The organism is Kordia periserrulae (assembly GCF_003054265.1).
Lineage (GTDB): Bacteria > Bacteroidota > Bacteroidia > Flavobacteriales > Flavobacteriaceae > Kordia > Kordia periserrulae.
On sequence record NZ_QBKT01000001.1, the window covers coordinates 745,439 to 765,786 of the forward strand.

Sequence of the window (20,348 nt, forward strand, 5' to 3'; positions counted from 1 at the left end):
TAGACAGTAGTTAAGGCTGTCGTCATACAGAACTGAAGCGTATAACCTGAAAAATGGTTACAAAAATTAATTAACAATCTAAAAATAAAATTTATGAATTCTTACAATGAAAATCTACATTCGAGTGTCGTTTCGTCATTGAACGCACAAGAATTAGAACTGCAAAAATTGAAGTCGCAAAAAGACTCAGCCACGTTTTCTATGTATTATGCGCAAGGTGCGCGTATTACTGCAGCGGAAAAATTACAAATGACTACTTCGAAGTATAAATTCCAACAGCAAGTCAACAATCAGGCAGTAAGCGACAGTGATATGTCTACCAACGTATTGACCTCCGCCAATAATGTAAAAACGTATGTTGCCAAATCGGTAACCAATGCTTCGGTAGCTGCGGCGAATGTGCAAATTGCTACCAATGCTATTGTAAAACTAGCAAGCGATACAGGAAGTATTTTCAGTATTGTAAATGCTGCCGATTTTGGTACTGAAATTTACCGTCAGGCGGAAAAAGCAAAGCAGTACATGGATCAAACTGCGTATTTAGCAGAACGCACTTCACAAAGTGGTATGGAAGCGTCTGCGCTAGTGGCAAAAATATCTGCAAATACCTTGGCAGAAGAAGCAACTACAGCAGATACTTCCGTAAAAAGTTTATTAAGTGTCACTTCTGCTCAATTAGATGCGACTACAACGGAATTAGCTACAGAAAGTCAAAAATTAGCGACTTCCAACACAGAGGAGAAAAAAGCGGAAGGTACCTTAGAAGATATCAATGCAGTGTACCATGCAACGCAAACCGCGTACGATTTAACTAACAAAGAATTGAATCTTGGATTGGGCGTTGTGTCTATTATGGGCGTAAGTACTGCTGACGAATCTGAAGCAGACGTGCCTGTGGGCGATGAAACACACTACACAGTACAATTTTCACATTTTAAAACACCGTTTAGAAATGTCGTTCCACCGAAGCCGCAAACTTCTCAAGATGGCAAGACAATTCAGGTGTACAATCCTGTGGAGAATTACTACATCATGCTTGCTAAAACCAGCAAAAAAGACACCTTCTCTATTTCAGAAGCAGATGCGTTGGTAGGAAAAGAAAATTCCAGCCAATATATCAAAATTCATCAGTCAGAGTTTGTGACCGTTAAAGACAATGTTTCTGATTTAGGCGTTATTACGAAAAAAATCTTTACTTCTGAATTAGAAGACACGGATGGAGATGCAATGATACTTGGGAATGATTATGTTATTTTTGTGTATGCAGAATTGCGAACAAACTATAAGAAAATCATCAATACGTTTGATAATTATTTATCGGCTGCTTCTGCAAAATTCACACTGCAAAATCAATTAAGCGCTCCAAAATCTACGGATATTATTGTCACTCCAAATGGTTTGCCTAGCAAAACTAAAAATAACACCGCTGCGCAAGCTGATGAAACACAAAAACAAGTGGTAAGTTTTACGGTTTGGGAAGATAAAGACTATACAGTTTCGTACAGATGTATGTTTTTACCACACAACAAAAGCTTTATCAAAGATTTATTGACGGTAGAAGGTTTAAATGCTATCGAATCGGAAGCAGAAGGTTTGGAAAGAATTGCAGATTTTTACGATCCAAAAATTGCAAGTACAAGTACTGAGATTACTTCGACAGAAGCAGAAATTACAGGAATTGATGCGCAACTTAAAGAAGCCAATGATGAACTGAAAAGTACGCAATCAAAAGCTAAGAAAAAGTCAACTGACGCAAAAGAGAAAGCGGCGCTTGAGAAACAAGAAAAGCAGCTAGAAAATTCGATTGCAGCTTTACTTTTAGAAAAAGAAAAACTAACGACCAAACTCGAAGAGCTTCAAAATAAATTGACACAGTATGAAACTGGCAGACAAACTGAAATTGAAGACTTAGAAAGCAGTAAAAAACATGTAAAGCCAGGTTTTTACTTTGATTTATTAACTGCCGAACAAGTTCCTGCGGGTAGTTATACTACTACATCGCAAGCAAAAGGTTCACATTTAAACGAAATAACAAGACAAATTTTAACCATTATCGATGATACCGAAGCCTTAAAAGTTGACATTCAGGTTTTAAAAAACAATGCAAATCAATTTGTGAAAGATTGCAAAACACTCATCAAGGATATTGCTTCTAAAAAAGGACTCGATACACTCAAAAATGATGCAGAGGCTATTTTAAAAGATGTCGAAAACATGACCGACTCTTTAAATGCGGCTAAAAAGGAATTTGTAACGTTGATTAACGATATCATCAAATTGGTGAAAGACATCAAATCAGAAGCAAGTTTGCTACAATTATTTGAAGAACTCATCATTATTGCAGAAGGCTATGTAAACATTTTAAACGGTTATGCATGTAGCAGACAAGAAATGATCATTGAACCAGAAACTACTGATAATTTTGGAAACCGATTGATCAACACAAAAATGTACATTCCAGCCGTGTTGTCAATTTCCAACAATGCATCTGTAGAAGAAAACGCTCAGTTTACCAATGCGTTATCCGATTTTCAAAAAACCGCTGATTTCATATATCTAGCAGGAAACTCAGCAAATCTTAATAACTATCAAAACCAACAATCATGAGTAGCATATTATCATTAACACCCGTAAGACAAAAAAAATACGGCGTTACAGAACGTAAAAAGCAAGAACTTGACGAATTGTCACAAAAAGTGCTCAATGCCGAAAGTTCAGTAGAGCAATTAGAAGCCATTGTTTCTTCTTTAACGACAAAGTCTAACAAACTACAAGCCGATTTGGCAACTGCCGAAACCAACAAAGCCAACGCACTTAGCAATAAAGATTTGGCAGACGAAGTAGTGGAAAACTTGCTTGCCTTAAAAAACAACTCTGAGGTAACGTTTAACGAAACAGTGTTGGCAGAATCGAAAATTAAAACCGTTTCGAAAGAAGTGAGCAATTTGATTGATAAGTTAATTTTCTCAGCTGAAATCATCAATAAACTTGGAAACTTGGTGGTTCGCAAAAAAGCAACAAATCCGTTAATTTCTGACGAATTGGTAACGATGGTTACTACCGCAAGTGCCGATGCCAACAATGCCGTAGCACTTACGTTAGTGGCACTACAATCGGTTTTTGCAGCGCAGGCAACTACCAAAGAATCGGAAGCTGCTGTAGCTTTGGAAATGTTACAAGCTGTAAAGCTCTATGAATTTGTGATTGGTGAAGAAACTGTGGACAATATTGAAAGCGATGCCACGCTATCGCCAGCTACAAGTATTCAAGGATTATTGCACAAAGCGTATGACATCAACGAAAACATGTACAATCAAGCATTGGCAGCTAGTAATGACACCATCAAACAGTTAAACAATACCAAACGAGAATTGAGCAAGGCACAAACAAATCTCAGCTCATTACAATCGGCTCTTGCGGCAGCAAACGCCGCAGCATTGGCTTCGTAGGTATCTATGTTTTTGAAACACTCATCATGTTTCTTATAACTTGTTTTCGACGTAACATGTCAAATCGAGCGCAGTCGAGATTACTTTGAGAATATAGTTTTACAACTATTCTCGACTGCACTCAAATTGGCAATTGAGCAGTATAAAACTGAGTTTATTCAAATTTTACGTGAATTCGAAATAAAAATCAATAGTAGTTTCTTCTTTTCCGCAGTGTAGCAGGGATTTTTCGTTAAAAATTTCTGAAGCCTTGGAAGAAATTTAGAAAAATTACTGCGGTTTTGGTTTTCTCCCTAAAGAGAAAACCAAAAACACCTCTGGAAAAGTGCCCTTTCTTTTGTTTCTTTTCTTTGGGCAAGCAAAGAACAAGAAAACAAACAACTGATTTTTAGTTTTTTAAATTCATTTCATTGAGGAAAAATAAGTTTAAATTGAATAAAACTTATATTGAACTGACGTTAATTCTAATAACTTAGGTATATAAACTTAAAAACCCAGCAACATGGAAAACGTATTTAGAAATTTTTATCGAAATTTTTATAACAAAACACAAGGTTTTATCCCAACAAAACCACTGACGCAAAATGTGTATCCAGGTGATTTTTTCCAAATTAAAAACGGAGAATTTATTGTACTGGGAAATATATTTAGAAAAAATGTACTCAATGCAGATGATATCGTTTTTGAAAACGGCATCAAACTCAATTCTGCTAGTTGGAATTTTAGTGACGGTGTCAAAAAAGCCTATTCAGGTCGCGATGCCGGACACAACGCTATTGAAGGCGATTTCGAATTTAGCAGGCAAGTACTCGATTTTGACAAATCTGGAAGCTTCTTCTTTTCAAGCAGCAATCCGGAATCTGTGAAAATTGCGAATTGGGGCGATTTTAAAAATGAGCTCATCATCAAAATGACGCAGATCATGTACTCGTTTCGAAAACTCTATATCGTAACTGAATGTGCTACCACTGAAAATTGGACACTCGCAATTGCGGGTTCCAAAAAAGGAGAATTGGAAATTGCCACAGAATCTGAAAACTTTGGATTGGTCAATATTTTCGGCGATGCCAATGCGAAAACCATTCGTGCAAAAGACATTGAATTTTACCATCGAGAAGAGCAACGAAAACCGTCTTTTTTTAAAGCGAAAAAGTTGGTGGCACAGCAAGAAAAGTTAGAAATATTTATCAACGAACTTATCAGCGACAGAACGCGAATAGCTTCGTGGGCAAACAATTTTTTTCAATACGATTTTTATCACAACGAACTCTCGTACAATCCGCCAATTACCACAAATGCACAAACAAGCCTTTTAGATATGTTGCAAGCCAATCAACTCAATCCAAATACGGCGTTGCAATATTTTTCGTGGGCAGATGCCAATTTGGACGATATCGAACTGTTATTTAACTATTATGGAGACTAGCGAATACATCACATTGCTCTATGACGAAATTGATTGGCTACAAAAAGTCATCAATCAAGTGATAAGTACTTATTTGCAACACGAAGATGCCGAGAAACTGCATTGGACAGACATTCCGATGCCCGATATTTCGGAAATAGCCGCACCGTACGCCAATACACTTCGCGAATGGGAGTTGACGCCTGTAGAACGTTTGGCACTTATTTTAGCAATAACACCGCATATTTTGCCAGAAACCTTGGATATCTTTTTTGGACAAAACGGTATGTACAATCGTGGATTTACAGAGTTTGGCGGCGTTATCGACAAAAATCATAGTGGTTTTTTGCCTACAGGACAAACCTTGTTATTTCTAGTAACCGCTCTAAATCCGGAATGGCGCTTGGAAGTACTTTCAATGTTTGAAAACACACATATTTTTCAGAAAGAACAAGTCATCAGTTTGGAAACTACCGAAAGTTATATTCCTAAGTATAATGGTGTATTAAGTGCGAATCATCGTTGGGTACACTATTTTATGACGGGAGAAAAACCAAAATTAGAACACAGCATTACGTTTCCAGCGCAAAAAATAACGACCGAATTGGCGTGGGAAGATGTCGTTTTAAATCCTGACATCATGGATCAAGTAGAAGAACTCAAAACGTGGATTGTTCACAAAGAAACGCTACTGAACGATTGGGGATTGTACAAAAGACTAAAACCTGGGTATAGAGCTTTATTTTACGGGCCACCAGGCACAGGAAAAACGTTGACGGTTTCCCTTTTGGGGAAAAATTTTGGAATGGACGTATATCGCGTCGATTTGTCTATGATTGTATCCAAATACATTGGAGAAACCGAAAAAAATCTTTCGCGAATTTTTGATACGGCAGCGCATCAAAACTGGATTCTATTTTTTGACGAAGCAGATGCCTTGTTTGGCAAACGAACCAAAGCAGCTTCATCCAATGACCGACATGCCAATCAGCAAACTGCCTATTTATTGCAACGCATTGAAGATTTCCCAGGATTCATCATTTTGGCTTCCAATTTGCGCGCCAATATGGATGAGGCATTTTCTAGAAGATTTCAATCGATTATTCACTTTAAAATGCCTTCTATAGAAGAGCGTTTGGTGCTTTGGCAAAAAGCATTTTCGGGTGCTTGCTCCCTTTCGTCTGACATTGATTTGTATTCCATTGCTGAAAATTACGAATTGGCTGGTGGTGCTATTATCAACGTGCTTCGCTATTGCGCGATGGCAGCTGTGCAACGTGGAGATACGGTGGTACAAAAACAGGAACTCATCACAGGTATTCGAAGAGAACTCAAAAAAGAGAATAAAACCATTACGCAACCTTAAAACACTGTTGTATGGATATTGAAGAATTGATATTGCTCAAAGAACATTCCCAACTATTGGTTATGCATTCGTGGCGAAAAGACATTCCGCGCACACATCGGAATATCATCATTGCAGAAGCATTGAATAGTTGTACGGTGGATGAAAACTTCCATATTACAGGATATTTGATTACAAATCGGCGCGTATTTGTAGTGGGATGGAGTGAAACAACGCCTTTTCAAAAAATACTAAAGCATTTCTACAGAAAAGTAGCAGAAGGTATTTTTAATTACAGAAAACACACTTTTCAATACGATGATGAATCTTATGTGGACGAGCAACATGCAAATGTTTTGTTTACCACATATCCGTTTTACAATGAGCATATTCATACATTAATTACGGGAAGAAAATTGGTGTCAGCGTATTATGACCCAAACATAGAACGGCTCAAAGAGTATATCAAACATCATGAGTATTGTTCGGCGTTGGATTATGAAGGCGGGAAAAGTCCGGTGTTTGTTAATACCAGTGCCAATGTGTAATAAGCATTTTTAAAAACTTAGATGATGGAGAAACAGTTTCAAAAAAAATCAACTCATAAAAATACAGCAACTGCGGCTGCACATCAAAACAAAGGAAAAGTGCTAGAGGACTATCGTGAGCAAACTATATTACAACGCAAAGCTATTTCATCCATACAAAAATCAAACTCTGTACAGCGTATAGCTACTGGTGTCATACAGCTTTTTAGTACGCCATCTTTACTTCGGTTTTCAGACTTAAAAATCGGTCGTTCTAAAAATGCTGGAATTGTAGATGAGCATGTTAAATTAGCAACAGGATTAGAATTCACCCAACACTTTCATTGTAATGGATGGGATGAACAACAAAAAACATTTACCAGTTTTACAGGTACTTTTAATGTAGGTGGCACTAAATATCACTATACCATTCCAGATGGCGGAAGTGGCGCTTGGACAGCAGACCCTGGTACTCCACCACAAAATGCACTTGCTATGAAAATACGAACAGAAAAAAAATTACAAGATTTGACTAAAGCCGAATAATATGAAAACGCGACTCCATAAAAAATCAACAGCAAAAACAGCGCAAACTGCGGCGGCTCATACTAAAAATGGTTTTTCGCTGGAAGATAATCGTCCGTCAACTATCATTCAACAGAAAAAAAACAACACAGGATTGCCTGATGGTTTAAAATCGGGTATTGAAAGTCTTTCAGGGCATTCGCTAGATGATGTGAAAGTGCATTACAATTCAGCCAAACCTGCACAATTAAACGCACATGCGTACGCGCAAGGAACTAATATTCACTTGGCTTCTGGACAAGAAAAGCATTTACCACATGAAGCTTGGCATATTGTACAGCAAAAACAAGGTCGTGTACGCCCGACAAAAACGGTAAACGGAGCAAAAATTAACGACAATGCAGGTTTAGAAAAAGAAGCGGATGTGATGGGTGCGAAAGCGTTGCAACGGAAAGTTGATTCGAGACAAATTACACAGAAAAAAATAGTAAAAAACACAACAGCATCAGAAACATCTATACAAAAAATGCAGCATGACGTTATTCAATTTGCAGAACCACAAGATACACTAGATGTGATTCAAAAATACTTTCCAGATACGTATAATCATTACGGCGCGGATTTGATTAGAAAAGTTTGTGTAGAAAATGATATGCGTGTACACGCACATGGAAGTGGAAAACCTGGCGACGGAATCAATGCTGCTACACAGAAAGAAATGGATAATTTAATACCATATTTAAGAGCTGCAAAAGAATCTTCCAAAAAAGAAGATAAAGAAGAATCGAAGGAAGAAGATAGTTCTTACGGTAGTTCTAAAAGTTCTAAGTCAAAAGCTAAATATCAATCCAAAGCAGAAAAAAAAGAAACAGACAGGAGAAAAGAAGCACATAAGGAAGAAGTTGCTAGACGAAAAAAAGAGAACTATTTAGCCAAAAAAGCTGATGGTGGTAGCGGAGGCTCATCAAAATCTTCTAAAAAGAAAGGAAAATAAACTAAAAAAACACGTATATGTACACATCCAAAAAACAAGAACATCAACATAAAAAACAGGTTACTGCAACGCAATTAAAAAGAAGTGAATCTTCAGGAAAAACTTTAGAGGACAATCGGGCAACATCTGAAACAGCGCAATTGGTCACACAATTGGCACACAAAAGAGGAAAACGAAAATCCACACAAGAAAAACATCAAAAAGGAGAACGCCAATTACAAGACGCACAAATACAAGCGCGTTGGCGTCAATTGTATAATAGCAACTTTAGTAAAGGAACTCCATTTTGTAAAAATTGGATTAAGAAAAATAGACAACAACATGGCGAAAATTATTCGCAATGGACGCGACAGAAGATGTGATGTTTCCTTGAATATTTTGTTTTGATTGTACACAAAAAAACACTCACAATTGCTCGTGAGTGTCTTTAAATCATTTTGTATCACCATAATACGAAAGGTTACTTAATGCTTTTTGGCAATCCGTAACACATTCTAACAAAAATATATACCATTCCACAACATTATTATGCAGGAAAATATATTTCCTATACAAAGACCTATTGTTGTTTCATCGTATCTATTCATTTTTTGTACTTGGTGTTTTACAGCTATTCCTTAGTAAGCGTAACAAAAAGCTCCCAAAGCTGTGTTAGGGCATTTGGGAGTTGTTGAAAAAAATTAAAAGTAATTAAGTCTTCACCGAAAAATAGACTTAAATCGTTTGCAGCTTTAGTTTCTTATTGTTTTTTGAAGGATGTGTATTTAATGTTTTCTTTTTGTAGAAGAAACGCTATAGAAAAACCTAGCTTTTAAAAGCTAGGTTTTTTGAAAAATGATTAACGTTTTTTTATTTTATTAAAAAATATCAAAACAATCGAATAATGAACCTGCAAAACCTGCGATACAAAGTGCTGCAACTGGTCCAGACAGAGCATTTGATATTCTACCACAGAAGTTAATTTCTTTTGTTGTCTGTCCTATAATAACCTCTGTAGCTGTTCCTCCTGTATCAATTATAATTTCAACGTCAACTGCTATAGCTGCTGTTATGCAAAAAGAAAATTTGGCTAATGCCCAACCTGTAATTCTAATACCTCCACAACCTGCTACAGCTACTATACATTTGTTTCCAAAACATTTAAGTTTTTCTTTCACAGTTTTTGATTGTGCATAAATGGTTGATATAACTTCTTTTCTTTCCTCTTTACTTAAGCTTTCATATTCAGGAAACTTTGCTTTAATTGCTTTTGATGTTTCTTGAAACTCAGCAGTAACCGTTTTTAATGTCTCCAATACTTCTTTTTTAGTATCTGCATCTTGATTGTGAATCATTCCTTTTACAAAATTCACGGCATAAACTTTACCTAATAATGACACTACATCTTCATCTTCCGCCATTCTATTTACAAGGTCATCCTTATCAATACATTCTGATTTTTCACTTTCAATTGGTTCTAAATTCAGAATATTTGCTTGCATTGTAGTACATACTAAAAGACATACTATTAAAATTTTATATATTTTCATGTTTTCTTTATTTATAGTTAATAATTATTAATACAGTATCAATATTGATCCTGCAACATTAGTACCGTCAACTTTATAACTTGAAGACGTGACGATAACATCCTCATTAGGATCTACAGATACAATGTTATATTGTCCTCCATAATTAGCATCGTCAAAATATACTACCCAAACATCGCGAGTAGCTTCATCTCTTGTATATCTAACATGCATATTATATCCGTACTGTTCTGCTACAGAATATCTTGTATTAAAACTACTAGCCAAGTCTCTTAAATTCCACCATGTACTCATGTAATGAAAAGTAGTTGTATTGCTTGTATTTGGAACATCTGCGAGACCTTCTATCCAACTAACATCACTTTTTTCAAAAAGGAAAAATCCTGAGTCAGAATGATCGTCAATAATACCATAATCATGGTCATTATCGTGGTCAACTTTTGCAAGAGGACCACCTGCAAACTCATCATGACCTTTTGAGTTTATTGCTAAAAAAGGTTTAGTCGATTGGGAAGCCTGTTGAAGACTTTTTTCTATCTTATTGGCTATTTTTGCTTTCATTTGAGGATGATTGACCTCTAAATATCTCTTAGCGTCTACTTCAGAAGTAGATATTGCTATTTTGTTATTCGGATAATCAAAGTGTACACTGTAAGCATTTTTTATAGTTGATTCTAAATCGTCTACTGTCTTTACCTCTTTACCATCTATTTCTACAGTAGAAATTCCTTTATATTTAGAAAGGTCTATAGATTGCTCGACAGTATTCTCAATGCGGTCATCATCCTTTGAACATGACCATTGCATACTAACAACTAGCATTGCTAAGATGTAATACGTTATTTTTAAATGTTTCATAATTAAATTGTTTTTTTGGTTATTGTTTAATAATGCTCATCTGGTTGTGAGCGGGTTTCCTTAGTTTGTGATGTAAGTAGGTTTTTTTAAATCACTTTTGGTATGCCTAAGGACTGAAGTGTGGATTCCCTTTGACTAGGTTTTTCATGTTAAAATAGATTGGTTAATAAAATGTTAAAGTTGCACAACGAGACGAATGTAGATAGTTCATTTTTGTTTTCAAATCCAAAAGCGGACAAGCGATTTCAATAACGGAACGCTGTTTTCGTTTTCGGACAAAAGCTTTAAATTGTTTCAAAAGCGGACAAAAAAAGAGGTTTCTAACATTAGAAACCTCTTTCTTATCAAATACTAGCTATTAAGTTGTATTCTATGTAAATCACAGATGGTGTGATTACCAAATATACCCGCTAGGATAGCTAGAAATATCAATTAAAGAAACATAGTAGCGGTTTACATACGCTCCGTTAATATAGCCAACATCGACACCGGAATCAGAACTCAATTCAACTAAAAGAGTTTTATGACCGCTGCTTCCTTGTGAAGGATCATATAGACCTAAAGCATACGTTGTTGGTAAAAGATATTTATTATTTCTATTCGCACCTCTTGTGGCATAATAGGTGTAACCTTCAGCTGTAATAGTTTGATAAGCCCAAGACCCATAAGGATCAATATCGTACTGGGCATGAAATATTTCGCTAGGTAGATTATGATAGACTTTCACTTGACATGACGGGATAGACCAATCTGTAGTATGTGACCAATCAAACGACGTTCCAACATTTAAGCTTGGTGATAAGCCATATGAGCCACTAATATCAATACCATATCCATAACTATCACTTCCGGTACGTCCATTTAAAACTCCATTGTCTCCATTTACTGGAAAATATTCACGAAGCGAACTTTCAAAGCCACTATTTGTTACGTCTGGTTGTTGTAAAATATGTAAATCATTAGCTCTATAACTGCCATTCGTAGATTTCATAGTGATTATATGGTCCATGATATGCATACTAGGAAATTCTTGGTTCCCTGAACCATTATTTATAAAATATCCTTGAGTATCGGCTCTGTATCCTTTTGAGCCAATAGTGAAATCAGCTACTCCAGACCATATAAAATCTAGTTCTAAATTAGTTACAAGAGTTTTATTCCCAGACTTACTCGGAATTACTTCTTTGCTTTTTTCCACCATCTTTTTCTCACTCCATTCTAAGATACTCGTTACTGCCTGCTCAATGTTTTCAGACATACTTATTAATGTTTTATGTCTACCATTTACAGATAGATACGTTGTAAAAGAGAGTTCGTCATTGACTAAGTTCTTCTCTATATCTAATGTTCTTGTTTTATCATCATTTGATGGTGTTACTTCCTTAAGTAGTTGTGCTTGAGCAGATAATTTTTTTGGCTCAATTGCCTCTTCATTCAATTGTGCAACAAGTACTCCTGAATTTCTTAGGTCATCTATAATTCCTGAACGAACATCAATATCCTTACCAACGAAAAGCGCATAAGAATTACCTACGGTTTTCGTAATTGCATTTAGTTCTTCTTCTGAACTAATTCGTGTCATGTCAACGTCTTCAAATTTTTCAAAATCAGCATCACTTCCGTAGAAGTATAAGCTTTTAGCATCCACAGTAGATTCAACTTCCACAATAGAAGCATCATCCATGTCTCTGCTACAAAAAGTTAATGTTAAGCATGAAAATAATGTTAATAAGATTGTGAATAATCCTTTGTTATATTTTTCTAATCTATATATCATAGTTTTTTTAAAATTGTTTTTTATTACCATTTGTATAGATGAATACAAATGATAGGATTCGTAATTCATTTAATAATATTTATTTAAAATTGAATCGTCATGGGTTAAAATGTGGATTTCTTTTTGTTTGATTTTTCATGTTAAAAAATAATTGGTTTTTGTAATTAAATACATGAATAGCATACACTTTTTTATAATAGCACCAAATACAAAAACGGACATCTCCTTTCAAAATCGGACATTTTTATTTGTTTTCAGACAAATACGGTCATCGTCTTTCAAAAACGGACATTAAAAAGAAAAACGATAGCAGAATACTGATGACCTTATAAAAAACCTCATTATAAATACGGATATAAAAAACCCACTATTATAAGGTAGTTTGGCACTTCTACACACTCTATTTTAGCAGAAACAAATAACGCCATGTAAAGAAATTGTAAAAAGAAATAGAAGTAAGGAAATCCGCAAAAACAACCGTTATAAATTTCATTATTTTGAAAATCAAGCAGGTGTTAACAATTTTTTAACGAGTTTCCTACAGTAACTAAAAGATATTAAGTAATTTTAAAAACGATAAACAGGAAACATACCTTGCCCACGTATAGTTCCTGACTAAAGATATCAGCCTATGATCAAAAAATACCTACTCACGATACTTTTGATGTGCCTTGCGCTGCAACTAGATTATGCATCGTATTCAAAATCAGAACTTGTACATGCTGAAATGATGCCCAACGCCACCATTAGCGTTGATGTACCTACCGTATGTCAATACAACGATTCGCCTATCATCACCTTTACAGGTACTGACGGAACAGCTCCGTATACTTTTACGTATGTTATTGGTACAGGCACTCCTCAAACGGTTACTTCTACAGGAGATATCGCAACAATTGAAGTTCCTACAAATGCTGATGGAACATTTACGTACACCCTAACATCTGTACAAGATGCCACAGCAACTGACAATGCCGTTTCTGGAAATGTTACCATTACCGTTACGGAAGGGCCAGATGCAACCTTAGGTGGACCAAATCCTATCATGATTGATGGTGAAACGGTCTTTAGAGAATGTAACAATACCTCAACTACCTTATCATTTACCAATACGTCGTCTACAACTTCTACGTTGAATGCCAGCTATACTATCGATTGGGGTGATGGAAGTCCCGTGTTTAATGATACTAGTTTCGCACTAGAAACACACGATTATGCAGTTGGAATTTATACGTTGATTTATACCATTACAGGAAATAATGGCTGTAACACCACTCGTGAATACACAGTATTCGTAGGCTCAAACCCTGCGGTATCTTTAGGGAATCCTGGAAATACAGATATTTGTAATACAGATGCGCTTACCTTCCCAATTACAGGAACAAGTAACAATCCACCAGGAACGGTTTATACAGTCACATTCAACGACGGTTCACCACCACAAGTGTTCAACCATCCACCGCCAGCGAGTATTACACATACATTTGCTAGTTCTTCTTGTAATACTACAAGTTCTGACGGAAGCAACACGTATGCCAACTCATTTTCGGCAAACATCGTTGCGTCCAATCCGTGTAGTTCTTCGTCTGTAGGAGTAGTTCCTATCTATGTTTCTTCCATTCCACAATCAGACTTTACCTTTCCTACGGAACCAACATGTACCAATACAGAAATTTGCTTTGAAGATTTATCTATAGGAAACTCAACCAACGGAAGTGATCAAAACTGTACCACAAATCCGAATGTAATTTGGGAGATTTCTCCGAATACTTATAATGTGACAAGTGGAAATCTCGGAAATAGTTTTGGTTCTTCCGACCCAGGATTATGGCTAACAGGCTCTGAAATTGTTTGTGTTGAATTTACACAACCTGGCACCTACACCATCACACAATCTGTTGGAAACAGATGCGGTATTGATGTACTTTCGCAAACCATTTGTATAGAAGCACCTGTAAATCCACAATTCAATTTGAGTAGCACTGACGGTTGTACACCGTTAGATGTTACAACCACCAATACTACCGATGAATCTACCAGTTGTATTCCGCCAACCTATCAATGGCAAGTAACCTATACTTCTGATTTTTGCGGAACAGAACCCGCTACGTGGAGTTTTACCAACGGAACTGATGCAAGCTCTACAAATCCGTCGTTTAACTTTGTAACGCCAGGAACCTACACTATTGAATTAGCAGGCACAAATTCGTGTGGAACAACAACAAGCTCGCAACAAGTCACGGTAAAACAACCGCCGACAGTCAGCATCAATCCGATAAGTGACTTGTGCAACTCCAACACCATCAACCCAAGTGCGGTGATTGAAACCTGTACCGATAATGTAGGTGCGGTTACCTATTCGTGGTCATTTCCGGGAGCCAATACAACATCATCCAACTTAGAATCGCCTGGAGCTATTGATTATCCATCGCCGGGAACCTATACAATTTCTTTACAAGTCACCAACGAATGTGGCACTTCTAACCTTGCAATGCAAACGTTTACTATTGAAGAAGTTCCTGTCATCACCAATACAAACTTGACACAAGATATATGCTCTGGAGCATCTACAACCGAAATCAATCTTACATCCAGTAGTGCTAGTACAACCTATTCGTGGACAGCAACGGCAACGGCTGGCATTAGTGGTTTTATCCCGTCAGGAACTTCAAGCACTATTCCTGCACAAATTATTACGACGACTAATACCACTTCGGGTACAGTAACATATACAGTAACGCCAACCATTAACAATTGTGATGGTACTCCTGTAGATTTTATCATTACGGTAAATCCTGCTCCAGAAATAACGACACAACCGCAATCGAGCATGGTATGTCAAAACGGAACGCCAAATACGCTAAGTGTAGCTACAACAGGTGCTTCTGCACAATACCAATGGTATAGCAACACAGTCAATAGCAATACAGGCGGAACATTAATTCCAGGAGCAACCAACCCAGATTATGTACCGCCAACAGATACCGTAGGAATCTTGTATTATTATTGTGAAATTACCTTTACCACAGGCGGCTGTTCATCCTTAAACTCACAAACAGCAACGGTTGAAGTCACGCCAAATGCTAACATTACATCACAACCAACGCCAACACAAAGTCTATGTGTAGGAAGTACAATTGATAGTCCGTTATCGGTTGCTTTTGCCAATGGCTCAGGAACGGTTTCGTATCAATGGTATAGCAATACCACAAACAGCAACACAGGCGGAACACAAATTGCAGGTGCTACCAATGCAGACTATACGCCACCAGCATACACAGCCGCAGGAAACTACTATTACTATGTAGTATTGTCCTTTGCGGGAAGTGGCTGTGCAGATATTACAAGCGATGTCGCGGAAGTCATCGTAGTCGATGTACCAACGGTTGACGTACAACCGATACCAACACAAACACTCTGTCAAAATACAGCACCGCAACTCCTAGAAGTACAAGCTTCTGGAGGTTTGGGAGCGTTCTCATATCAATGGTATAGCAATACAACCAACAGCAATACAGGCGGAACACCAATTGCAAGCGAAACAAACAATACCTTTACTCCACCAACAGATACGGTAGGGACATTGTATTACTACTGTGTCATTTCGCAACCTGCAAGTGCGAGTTGTACCGTAACGAGTGATGTTGGCGAAGTCATTGTAAATCCTGCGCCTTTGATTAATTCGCAACCGCAATCGCAAGATTTGTGTTTGGGCGATGTTGCAAATGCGCTTACAGTAAGTTATGTAAACGGTGTTGGTACTCCAGCTTATCAATGGTATTCCAATACTACAGACGATACCACAACTGGAACTGCTATTGCGGGAGCAACAACAGCTTCATACACTCCAGATGTTTCTTCAGTAAGTACCACATATTACTATTGCATACTCACTTTTGCTTCTGGCGGATGCCCTGAAGTAACCTCAGCAACGGCTGAAATCATCGTGAATGAAACGCCAAGTATCAGCAACTTTATGGAAACGCTTTGTAGCGGAAATAGTTTTACAGTCACGCCAGATGGAACTAGTGGCGATATCGTTCCAACCAATACAACCTATACATGGACAACACCAACAGTAGTGCCTGCGGGAAGCGTTACGGGAGCTACGGCAGAAGCAACTCCACAAACAGAAATCAGTCAACTCTTAACCAATACCACGAACGCTACGGCAACGGTTACCTATACCGTAACGCCAACAGCTGGAAATTGTGACGGTACACCATTCACTATTGAAATTACACTAAATCCTGCCCCAGAAGTCACCACGCAACCACAACCAAGTACCGTTTGTCAAAACGGAACGCCGAACACAATGAGCATTACCTTAGGAAGTACGTCTGACACACCTCAATACCAATGGTACAGCAATACAACTGATAGCAACACAGGCGGAACTCCAATTGCAGGTGCTACCAATGCAGATTATATTCCACCAACAGATACGATTGGAATGGTTTATTATTACTGTGAAATCACCTTTGCTACTGGCGGATGTGCGTTGATTACGTCACAAACGGCGTTGGTAACGGTAACTCCAAATGCAACCATTACGAGTCAACCTACGGCGACACAAAATTTATGTGTGGGAAGTACAATTGACAGTCCATTATCAGTGGCATACACAGACGGAACAGGAACAGTTTCGTATCAATGGTTTAGCAATACAACCAACAGCAATACAGGCGGAACAGCTATTGCAGGTGCTACCAATCCTGATTATACACCGCCAGTCTACACAACTGCTGGAACGTATTATTACTATGTAATATTATCCTTTTCGGGAAGTGGCTGTTCAGATGTTGTTAGTAATGTTTCAGAAGTCATTGTTGTTGATGCACCAATGATTGATGTGCAACCAATTGTGACACAGACACTTTGTCAAAACACCATTCCGCAAGATCTTACAGTGCAACCTTCGGGTGGTATTGGCGCATTTTCATATCAATGGTATAGCAATACGACAAACAGCAATACAGGCGGAATTGCCATTGCAGGCGAAACCAACGCTTCGTACACGCCACCAACCAATACAGTAGGAACTTTTTACTATTATTGTATCGTGTCGCAAGCTGCGAGTGCAAGTTGTACTGCTACAAGTGATGTTGCCGAAGTTATTATCAACTTAGGGCCACAATTTGATTCGCAACCACAATCACAAGAATTATGTACGGCAGATACGGTAAACACATTAAGTGTAAGTTATTCAAACGGTGTAGGCACGCCAACCTATCAATGGTATATCAATGTCGTTGACGATACCACTTCAGGAACACCAATTGCAGGCGCTACTACAAATTCGTATACGCCTAATACATCATCTCAAGGAACTACCTACTATTATTGTATTATTACGTTCTCTTCAGGTGGTTGTTCTGAAATTATATCAAACACGGCAGAAATCATCGTGAATGAAACACCTGTCATTAGTGATGTTACAGAAACTATCTGTAGTGGCAATAGCTTTACCATCACACCAGATGGCACTAGCGGCGATATCGTTCCAACCAATACAACCTATACGTGGACAGTACCGACCATCGTTCCTGCGGGAAGCATTACAGGAGCTAATGCGGAAACCAATCCACAAACAACTATCAGTCAAACACTCATCAACACGACGACGTCGCCTGCTACGGTAACATATACGGTAACTCCAGTGTCAGGAATTTGTACAGGAATACCTTTTACAGTTGAAATCACCGTAAACCCAGCAATTTCTCCAAATGTAACTGTTACACAAATTGATTGTTTTGGAGCAAATAATGGTGAAATCATGACCAATATTACAGGAGGAATTCCGTTTTCCACAGGAAATCCGTACAATATTTCATGGACAGGACCGAACGGTTTTACGTCTAGCAGTGCTACCATTTCAAATTTAATTCCTGGTGATTATACACTTTCAGTACAAGATGAAGGCGGCTGCCCGTTTACAGAAACGTATACCATTACAGAGCCTGATGAATTAATTTTAACGGTTGATACGGAAAGTCAAATCAGTTGTTTTGGTGCGAATGACGGTGAAATTACCGTAACCGTTTCTGGAGGAACGCCAACCTATATTTATAATTGGACGCGTAATGGTGCTGCGTTTTCTATGGATGAAGATATTTCAAACCTTTCGCCAGCAACTTACGAATTAACTGTAACCGACGCGAATGGTTGTGGACCAATTGTACAATCGTTTGTCATTACAGAGCCAAGCGAATTATCGGCTTCGCTAGTAACGCAAACTAACGTAGCTTGTTTTGGAGAATCTTCAGGAGCTATAGATGTAAATATTACTGGTGGAACTCCAACAGAAACCGCGCCTGGCGTATTTGAATATACCTACGCATGGACAGGACCTGACGGATTTACAAGTGCGACGCAAGATTTGACAAATTTGCCAGCAGGAACCTATACGCTAACTGTAACAGATGCCAATGGTTGTGACGATACACTTAGTGTCAACCTAACACAACCTAATGAAATTGTGATTTCATACACCGCTACCGAATTGCAATGTTTTGGAGACAATGATGCTTCTATCACTATTACAAGTATTACAGGAGGCTCTGGCTCGTACACGATTACGTGGAGTAATTTTGGAGAAGGAACAAGTCAAACCAACTTATCAGCGGGAGATTATACCATTACGGTGACCGATAGTAACAATTGTACAGCTTCTGAAACGGTAACGATTGATGCGCCTCCTATTTTTACGATTGAGCCTGTAGTACAGCAAATTTCATGTTTTGGTGCCAATGACGGAAGTATCAGTTTGAACTTTCAAGGTGGTATAGAACCTATTGATTTTGCGTGGGCAGATGATCCAAATGCAGGTGTTGAACGTAATAATTTAGGTCCTGGCGCGTATACAATTAATATTGTGGACGGCACTCCGTGTACCATTACCGAAACCTTTATCATTATAGAACCCGCGGAATTGCTCCTTTCTGGAAACGTCACCAATGCGTTGGATTGTGACGATGCAAGCTCTGGTGCAATTAATTTGTTAATCTCTGGAGGAACAGAACCGTACACGGTCAATTGGTCCAACGGAGCAATTACAGAAGATTTGGATGATATTCCTGCGGGAGATTATTTAGTAACCGTTGTAGATGGCAATGGTTGTGAAGCAACGGATACCTTTACCGTTATTCGTCCGCCAGAAATTGTCATTGAAGTAGACACTGAAACGGTTGTCAATTGTAATGCCTTTACCGCGAGTCAAACCTTTACGGCACAAGTTTCAGGTGGTGTTCCACCATTTACGCTCAATTGGTCAAGCGGAACGGTAACAGGCGCCAATAATGAAATGATGACCACTTCACAAAACGGTTTGGTCATTTTAGAAGCTACTGACGCTTTAGGTTGTGTAACGAGTTATACGTTTGAAGTAGACGTGCCTGAAATTAGCGATGCCGATTTTACCTTAACCTCAACCGCTTTTGAAACTTTCGGAATTTATTCGCAGATAGACCCAATTCAGTTTACCAATACCACTACAGGCGATTATATCAATATTTCGTGGGATTTTGGCGATGGCAACTTTTCTAACGAAGAAAACCCTGTGCATTCGTATTCTGCTCCAGGCGCATATACGGTGATACAAACCGTAACGTTCCCTGGTGATTGTGTGCATACCAAAGTCATTACCTTATTGATTGAAAAAGGATACAAACTTATCATGCCATCCGCATTTACACCAAATGAAGATGGTTTAAATGACCGTTTTCGACCTGTTTTTGTGGGACTCGATTCTATGGAGTTGAATATTTACGATACGTGGGGAAGTTTAATCTATTCTGAAACGGGCGATAATGTACAAGGTTGGGACGGAAAAGTAAAAGGTGAACTTGTTGAAAACGGAAACTACTATTTCACCTTCACCGCGAAAACATTTTTTGGGACAACTGTTCGTGAAAGCGGACCATTGACACTAATCTTATAA

General features: G+C 37.9%; 12 protein-coding genes. 9 read left to right on the plus strand and 3 right to left on the minus strand.

Annotated features, from left to right (window positions below; all coding sequences use genetic code 11):
• The first annotated feature begins 93 nt into the window (after nt 1-93).
• The 8 genes from C8N46_RS03250 (at nt 94) to C8N46_RS03285 (ending at nt 8,607) form a co-directional block, all read left to right on the plus strand.
• The gene (locus tag C8N46_RS03250; protein ID WP_108113404.1) at nt 94-2,607 is read left to right on the plus strand and encodes a coiled-coil domain-containing protein; all 2,514 of its coding nucleotides are present in this window, start codon (nt 94-96) and stop codon (nt 2,605-2,607) included.
• Complete coding sequence (locus tag C8N46_RS03255) at nt 2,604-3,449, plus strand: hypothetical protein (protein ID WP_108113405.1); 846 nt, start codon at nt 2,604-2,606, stop codon at nt 3,447-3,449. The genes C8N46_RS03250 and C8N46_RS03255 overlap by 4 nt, the downstream gene beginning before the upstream one ends.
• Nucleotides 3,450-3,951: 502 nt before the next feature.
• Nucleotides 3,952-4,875: a hypothetical protein gene (locus C8N46_RS03260; protein ID WP_108113406.1), complete on the plus strand. Its 924-nt coding sequence runs from the start codon at nt 3,952-3,954 to the stop codon at nt 4,873-4,875.
• The gene (locus tag C8N46_RS03265) at nt 4,865-6,220 is read left to right on the plus strand and encodes an ATP-binding protein (protein WP_108113407.1); all 1,356 of its coding nucleotides are present in this window, start codon (nt 4,865-4,867) and stop codon (nt 6,218-6,220) included. Before C8N46_RS03260 ends, C8N46_RS03265 begins: the two co-directional genes overlap by 11 nt.
• Nucleotides 6,221-6,231: 11 nt before the next feature.
• Nucleotides 6,232-6,747, plus strand: coding sequence for a hypothetical protein (locus tag C8N46_RS03270; RefSeq protein WP_108113408.1), 516 nt, complete (start codon nt 6,232-6,234; stop codon nt 6,745-6,747).
• A 24-nt stretch (nt 6,748-6,771) separates the two neighbouring features.
• Entirely contained in the window at nt 6,772-7,272 is a 501-nt protein-coding gene (locus tag C8N46_RS03275) for a hypothetical protein (protein WP_108113409.1), read from the plus strand.
• 1 nt (nt 7,273) lies between these two features.
• Nucleotides 7,274-8,245 (plus strand): eCIS core domain-containing protein, encoded by a 972-nt coding sequence (locus C8N46_RS03280; protein WP_108113410.1) that lies wholly within the window; start codon nt 7,274-7,276, stop codon nt 8,243-8,245.
• A 17-nt stretch (nt 8,246-8,262) separates the two neighbouring features.
• The gene (locus tag C8N46_RS03285) at nt 8,263-8,607 is read left to right on the plus strand and encodes a hypothetical protein (RefSeq protein WP_108113411.1); all 345 of its coding nucleotides are present in this window, start codon (nt 8,263-8,265) and stop codon (nt 8,605-8,607) included.
• A gap of 495 nt (nt 8,608-9,102) precedes the next feature.
• On the opposite strand, the gene C8N46_RS03290 is transcribed toward C8N46_RS03285, so the two are convergent.
• From C8N46_RS03290 to C8N46_RS03300, 3 genes are all read right to left on the minus strand, one after another.
• The gene (locus tag C8N46_RS03290; RefSeq protein ID WP_146169708.1) at nt 9,103-9,774 is read right to left on the minus strand and encodes a hypothetical protein; all 672 of its coding nucleotides are present in this window, start codon (nt 9,772-9,774) and stop codon (nt 9,103-9,105) included.
• Between the two features lie 27 nt (nt 9,775-9,801).
• The gene (locus tag C8N46_RS03295) at nt 9,802-10,632 is read right to left on the minus strand and encodes a hypothetical protein (RefSeq protein WP_108113413.1); all 831 of its coding nucleotides are present in this window, start codon (nt 10,630-10,632) and stop codon (nt 9,802-9,804) included.
• A 394-nt stretch (nt 10,633-11,026) separates the two neighbouring features.
• A complete protein-coding gene (locus tag C8N46_RS03300) occupies nt 11,027-12,478 on the minus strand; it encodes a hypothetical protein (RefSeq protein WP_146169709.1) in 1,452 nt (483 codons plus the stop codon).
• Nucleotides 12,479-13,040: 562 nt separating this feature from the next.
• On the opposite strand from C8N46_RS03300, the gene C8N46_RS21095 reads away from it, so the two are divergent.
• Nucleotides 13,041-20,348 carry a PKD-like domain-containing protein gene (locus C8N46_RS21095; protein WP_108113415.1) on the plus strand — a complete coding sequence of 2,436 codons (7,308 nt, stop codon included), beginning with the start codon at nt 13,041-13,043 and terminating at the stop codon, nt 20,346-20,348.

What these genes read in the sequence shown, in the direction of transcription:
- C8N46_RS03265 (WP_108113407.1), top strand. Translation starts at nt 4,865, where the DNA reads ATGGAGACTAGCGAATACATCACATTGCTCTATGACGAAATTGATTGG.
- C8N46_RS03275 (WP_108113409.1), top strand. Translation starts at nt 6,772, where the DNA reads ATGGAGAAACAGTTTCAAAAAAAATCAACTCATAAAAATACAGCAACT.
- C8N46_RS03290 (WP_146169708.1), bottom strand. Translation starts at nt 9,774, where the DNA reads ATGAAAATATATAAAATTTTAATAGTATGTCTTTTAGTATGTACTACA.
- C8N46_RS03250 (WP_108113404.1), top strand. Translation starts at nt 94, where the DNA reads ATGAATTCTTACAATGAAAATCTACATTCGAGTGTCGTTTCGTCATTG.
- C8N46_RS03295 (WP_108113413.1), bottom strand. Translation starts at nt 10,632, where the DNA reads ATGAAACATTTAAAAATAACGTATTACATCTTAGCAATGCTAGTTGTT.
- C8N46_RS03285 (WP_108113411.1), top strand. Translation starts at nt 8,263, where the DNA reads ATGTACACATCCAAAAAACAAGAACATCAACATAAAAAACAGGTTACT.
- C8N46_RS03260 (WP_108113406.1), top strand. Translation starts at nt 3,952, where the DNA reads ATGGAAAACGTATTTAGAAATTTTTATCGAAATTTTTATAACAAAACA.
- C8N46_RS03280 (WP_108113410.1), top strand. Translation starts at nt 7,274, where the DNA reads ATGAAAACGCGACTCCATAAAAAATCAACAGCAAAAACAGCGCAAACT.
- C8N46_RS03255 (WP_108113405.1), top strand. Translation starts at nt 2,604, where the DNA reads ATGAGTAGCATATTATCATTAACACCCGTAAGACAAAAAAAATACGGC.
- C8N46_RS21095 (WP_108113415.1), top strand. Translation starts at nt 13,041, where the DNA reads ATGATCAAAAAATACCTACTCACGATACTTTTGATGTGCCTTGCGCTG.
- C8N46_RS03300 (WP_146169709.1), bottom strand. Translation starts at nt 12,478, where the DNA reads ATGAATTACGAATCCTATCATTTGTATTCATCTATACAAATGGTAATA.
- C8N46_RS03270 (WP_108113408.1), top strand. Translation starts at nt 6,232, where the DNA reads ATGGATATTGAAGAATTGATATTGCTCAAAGAACATTCCCAACTATTG.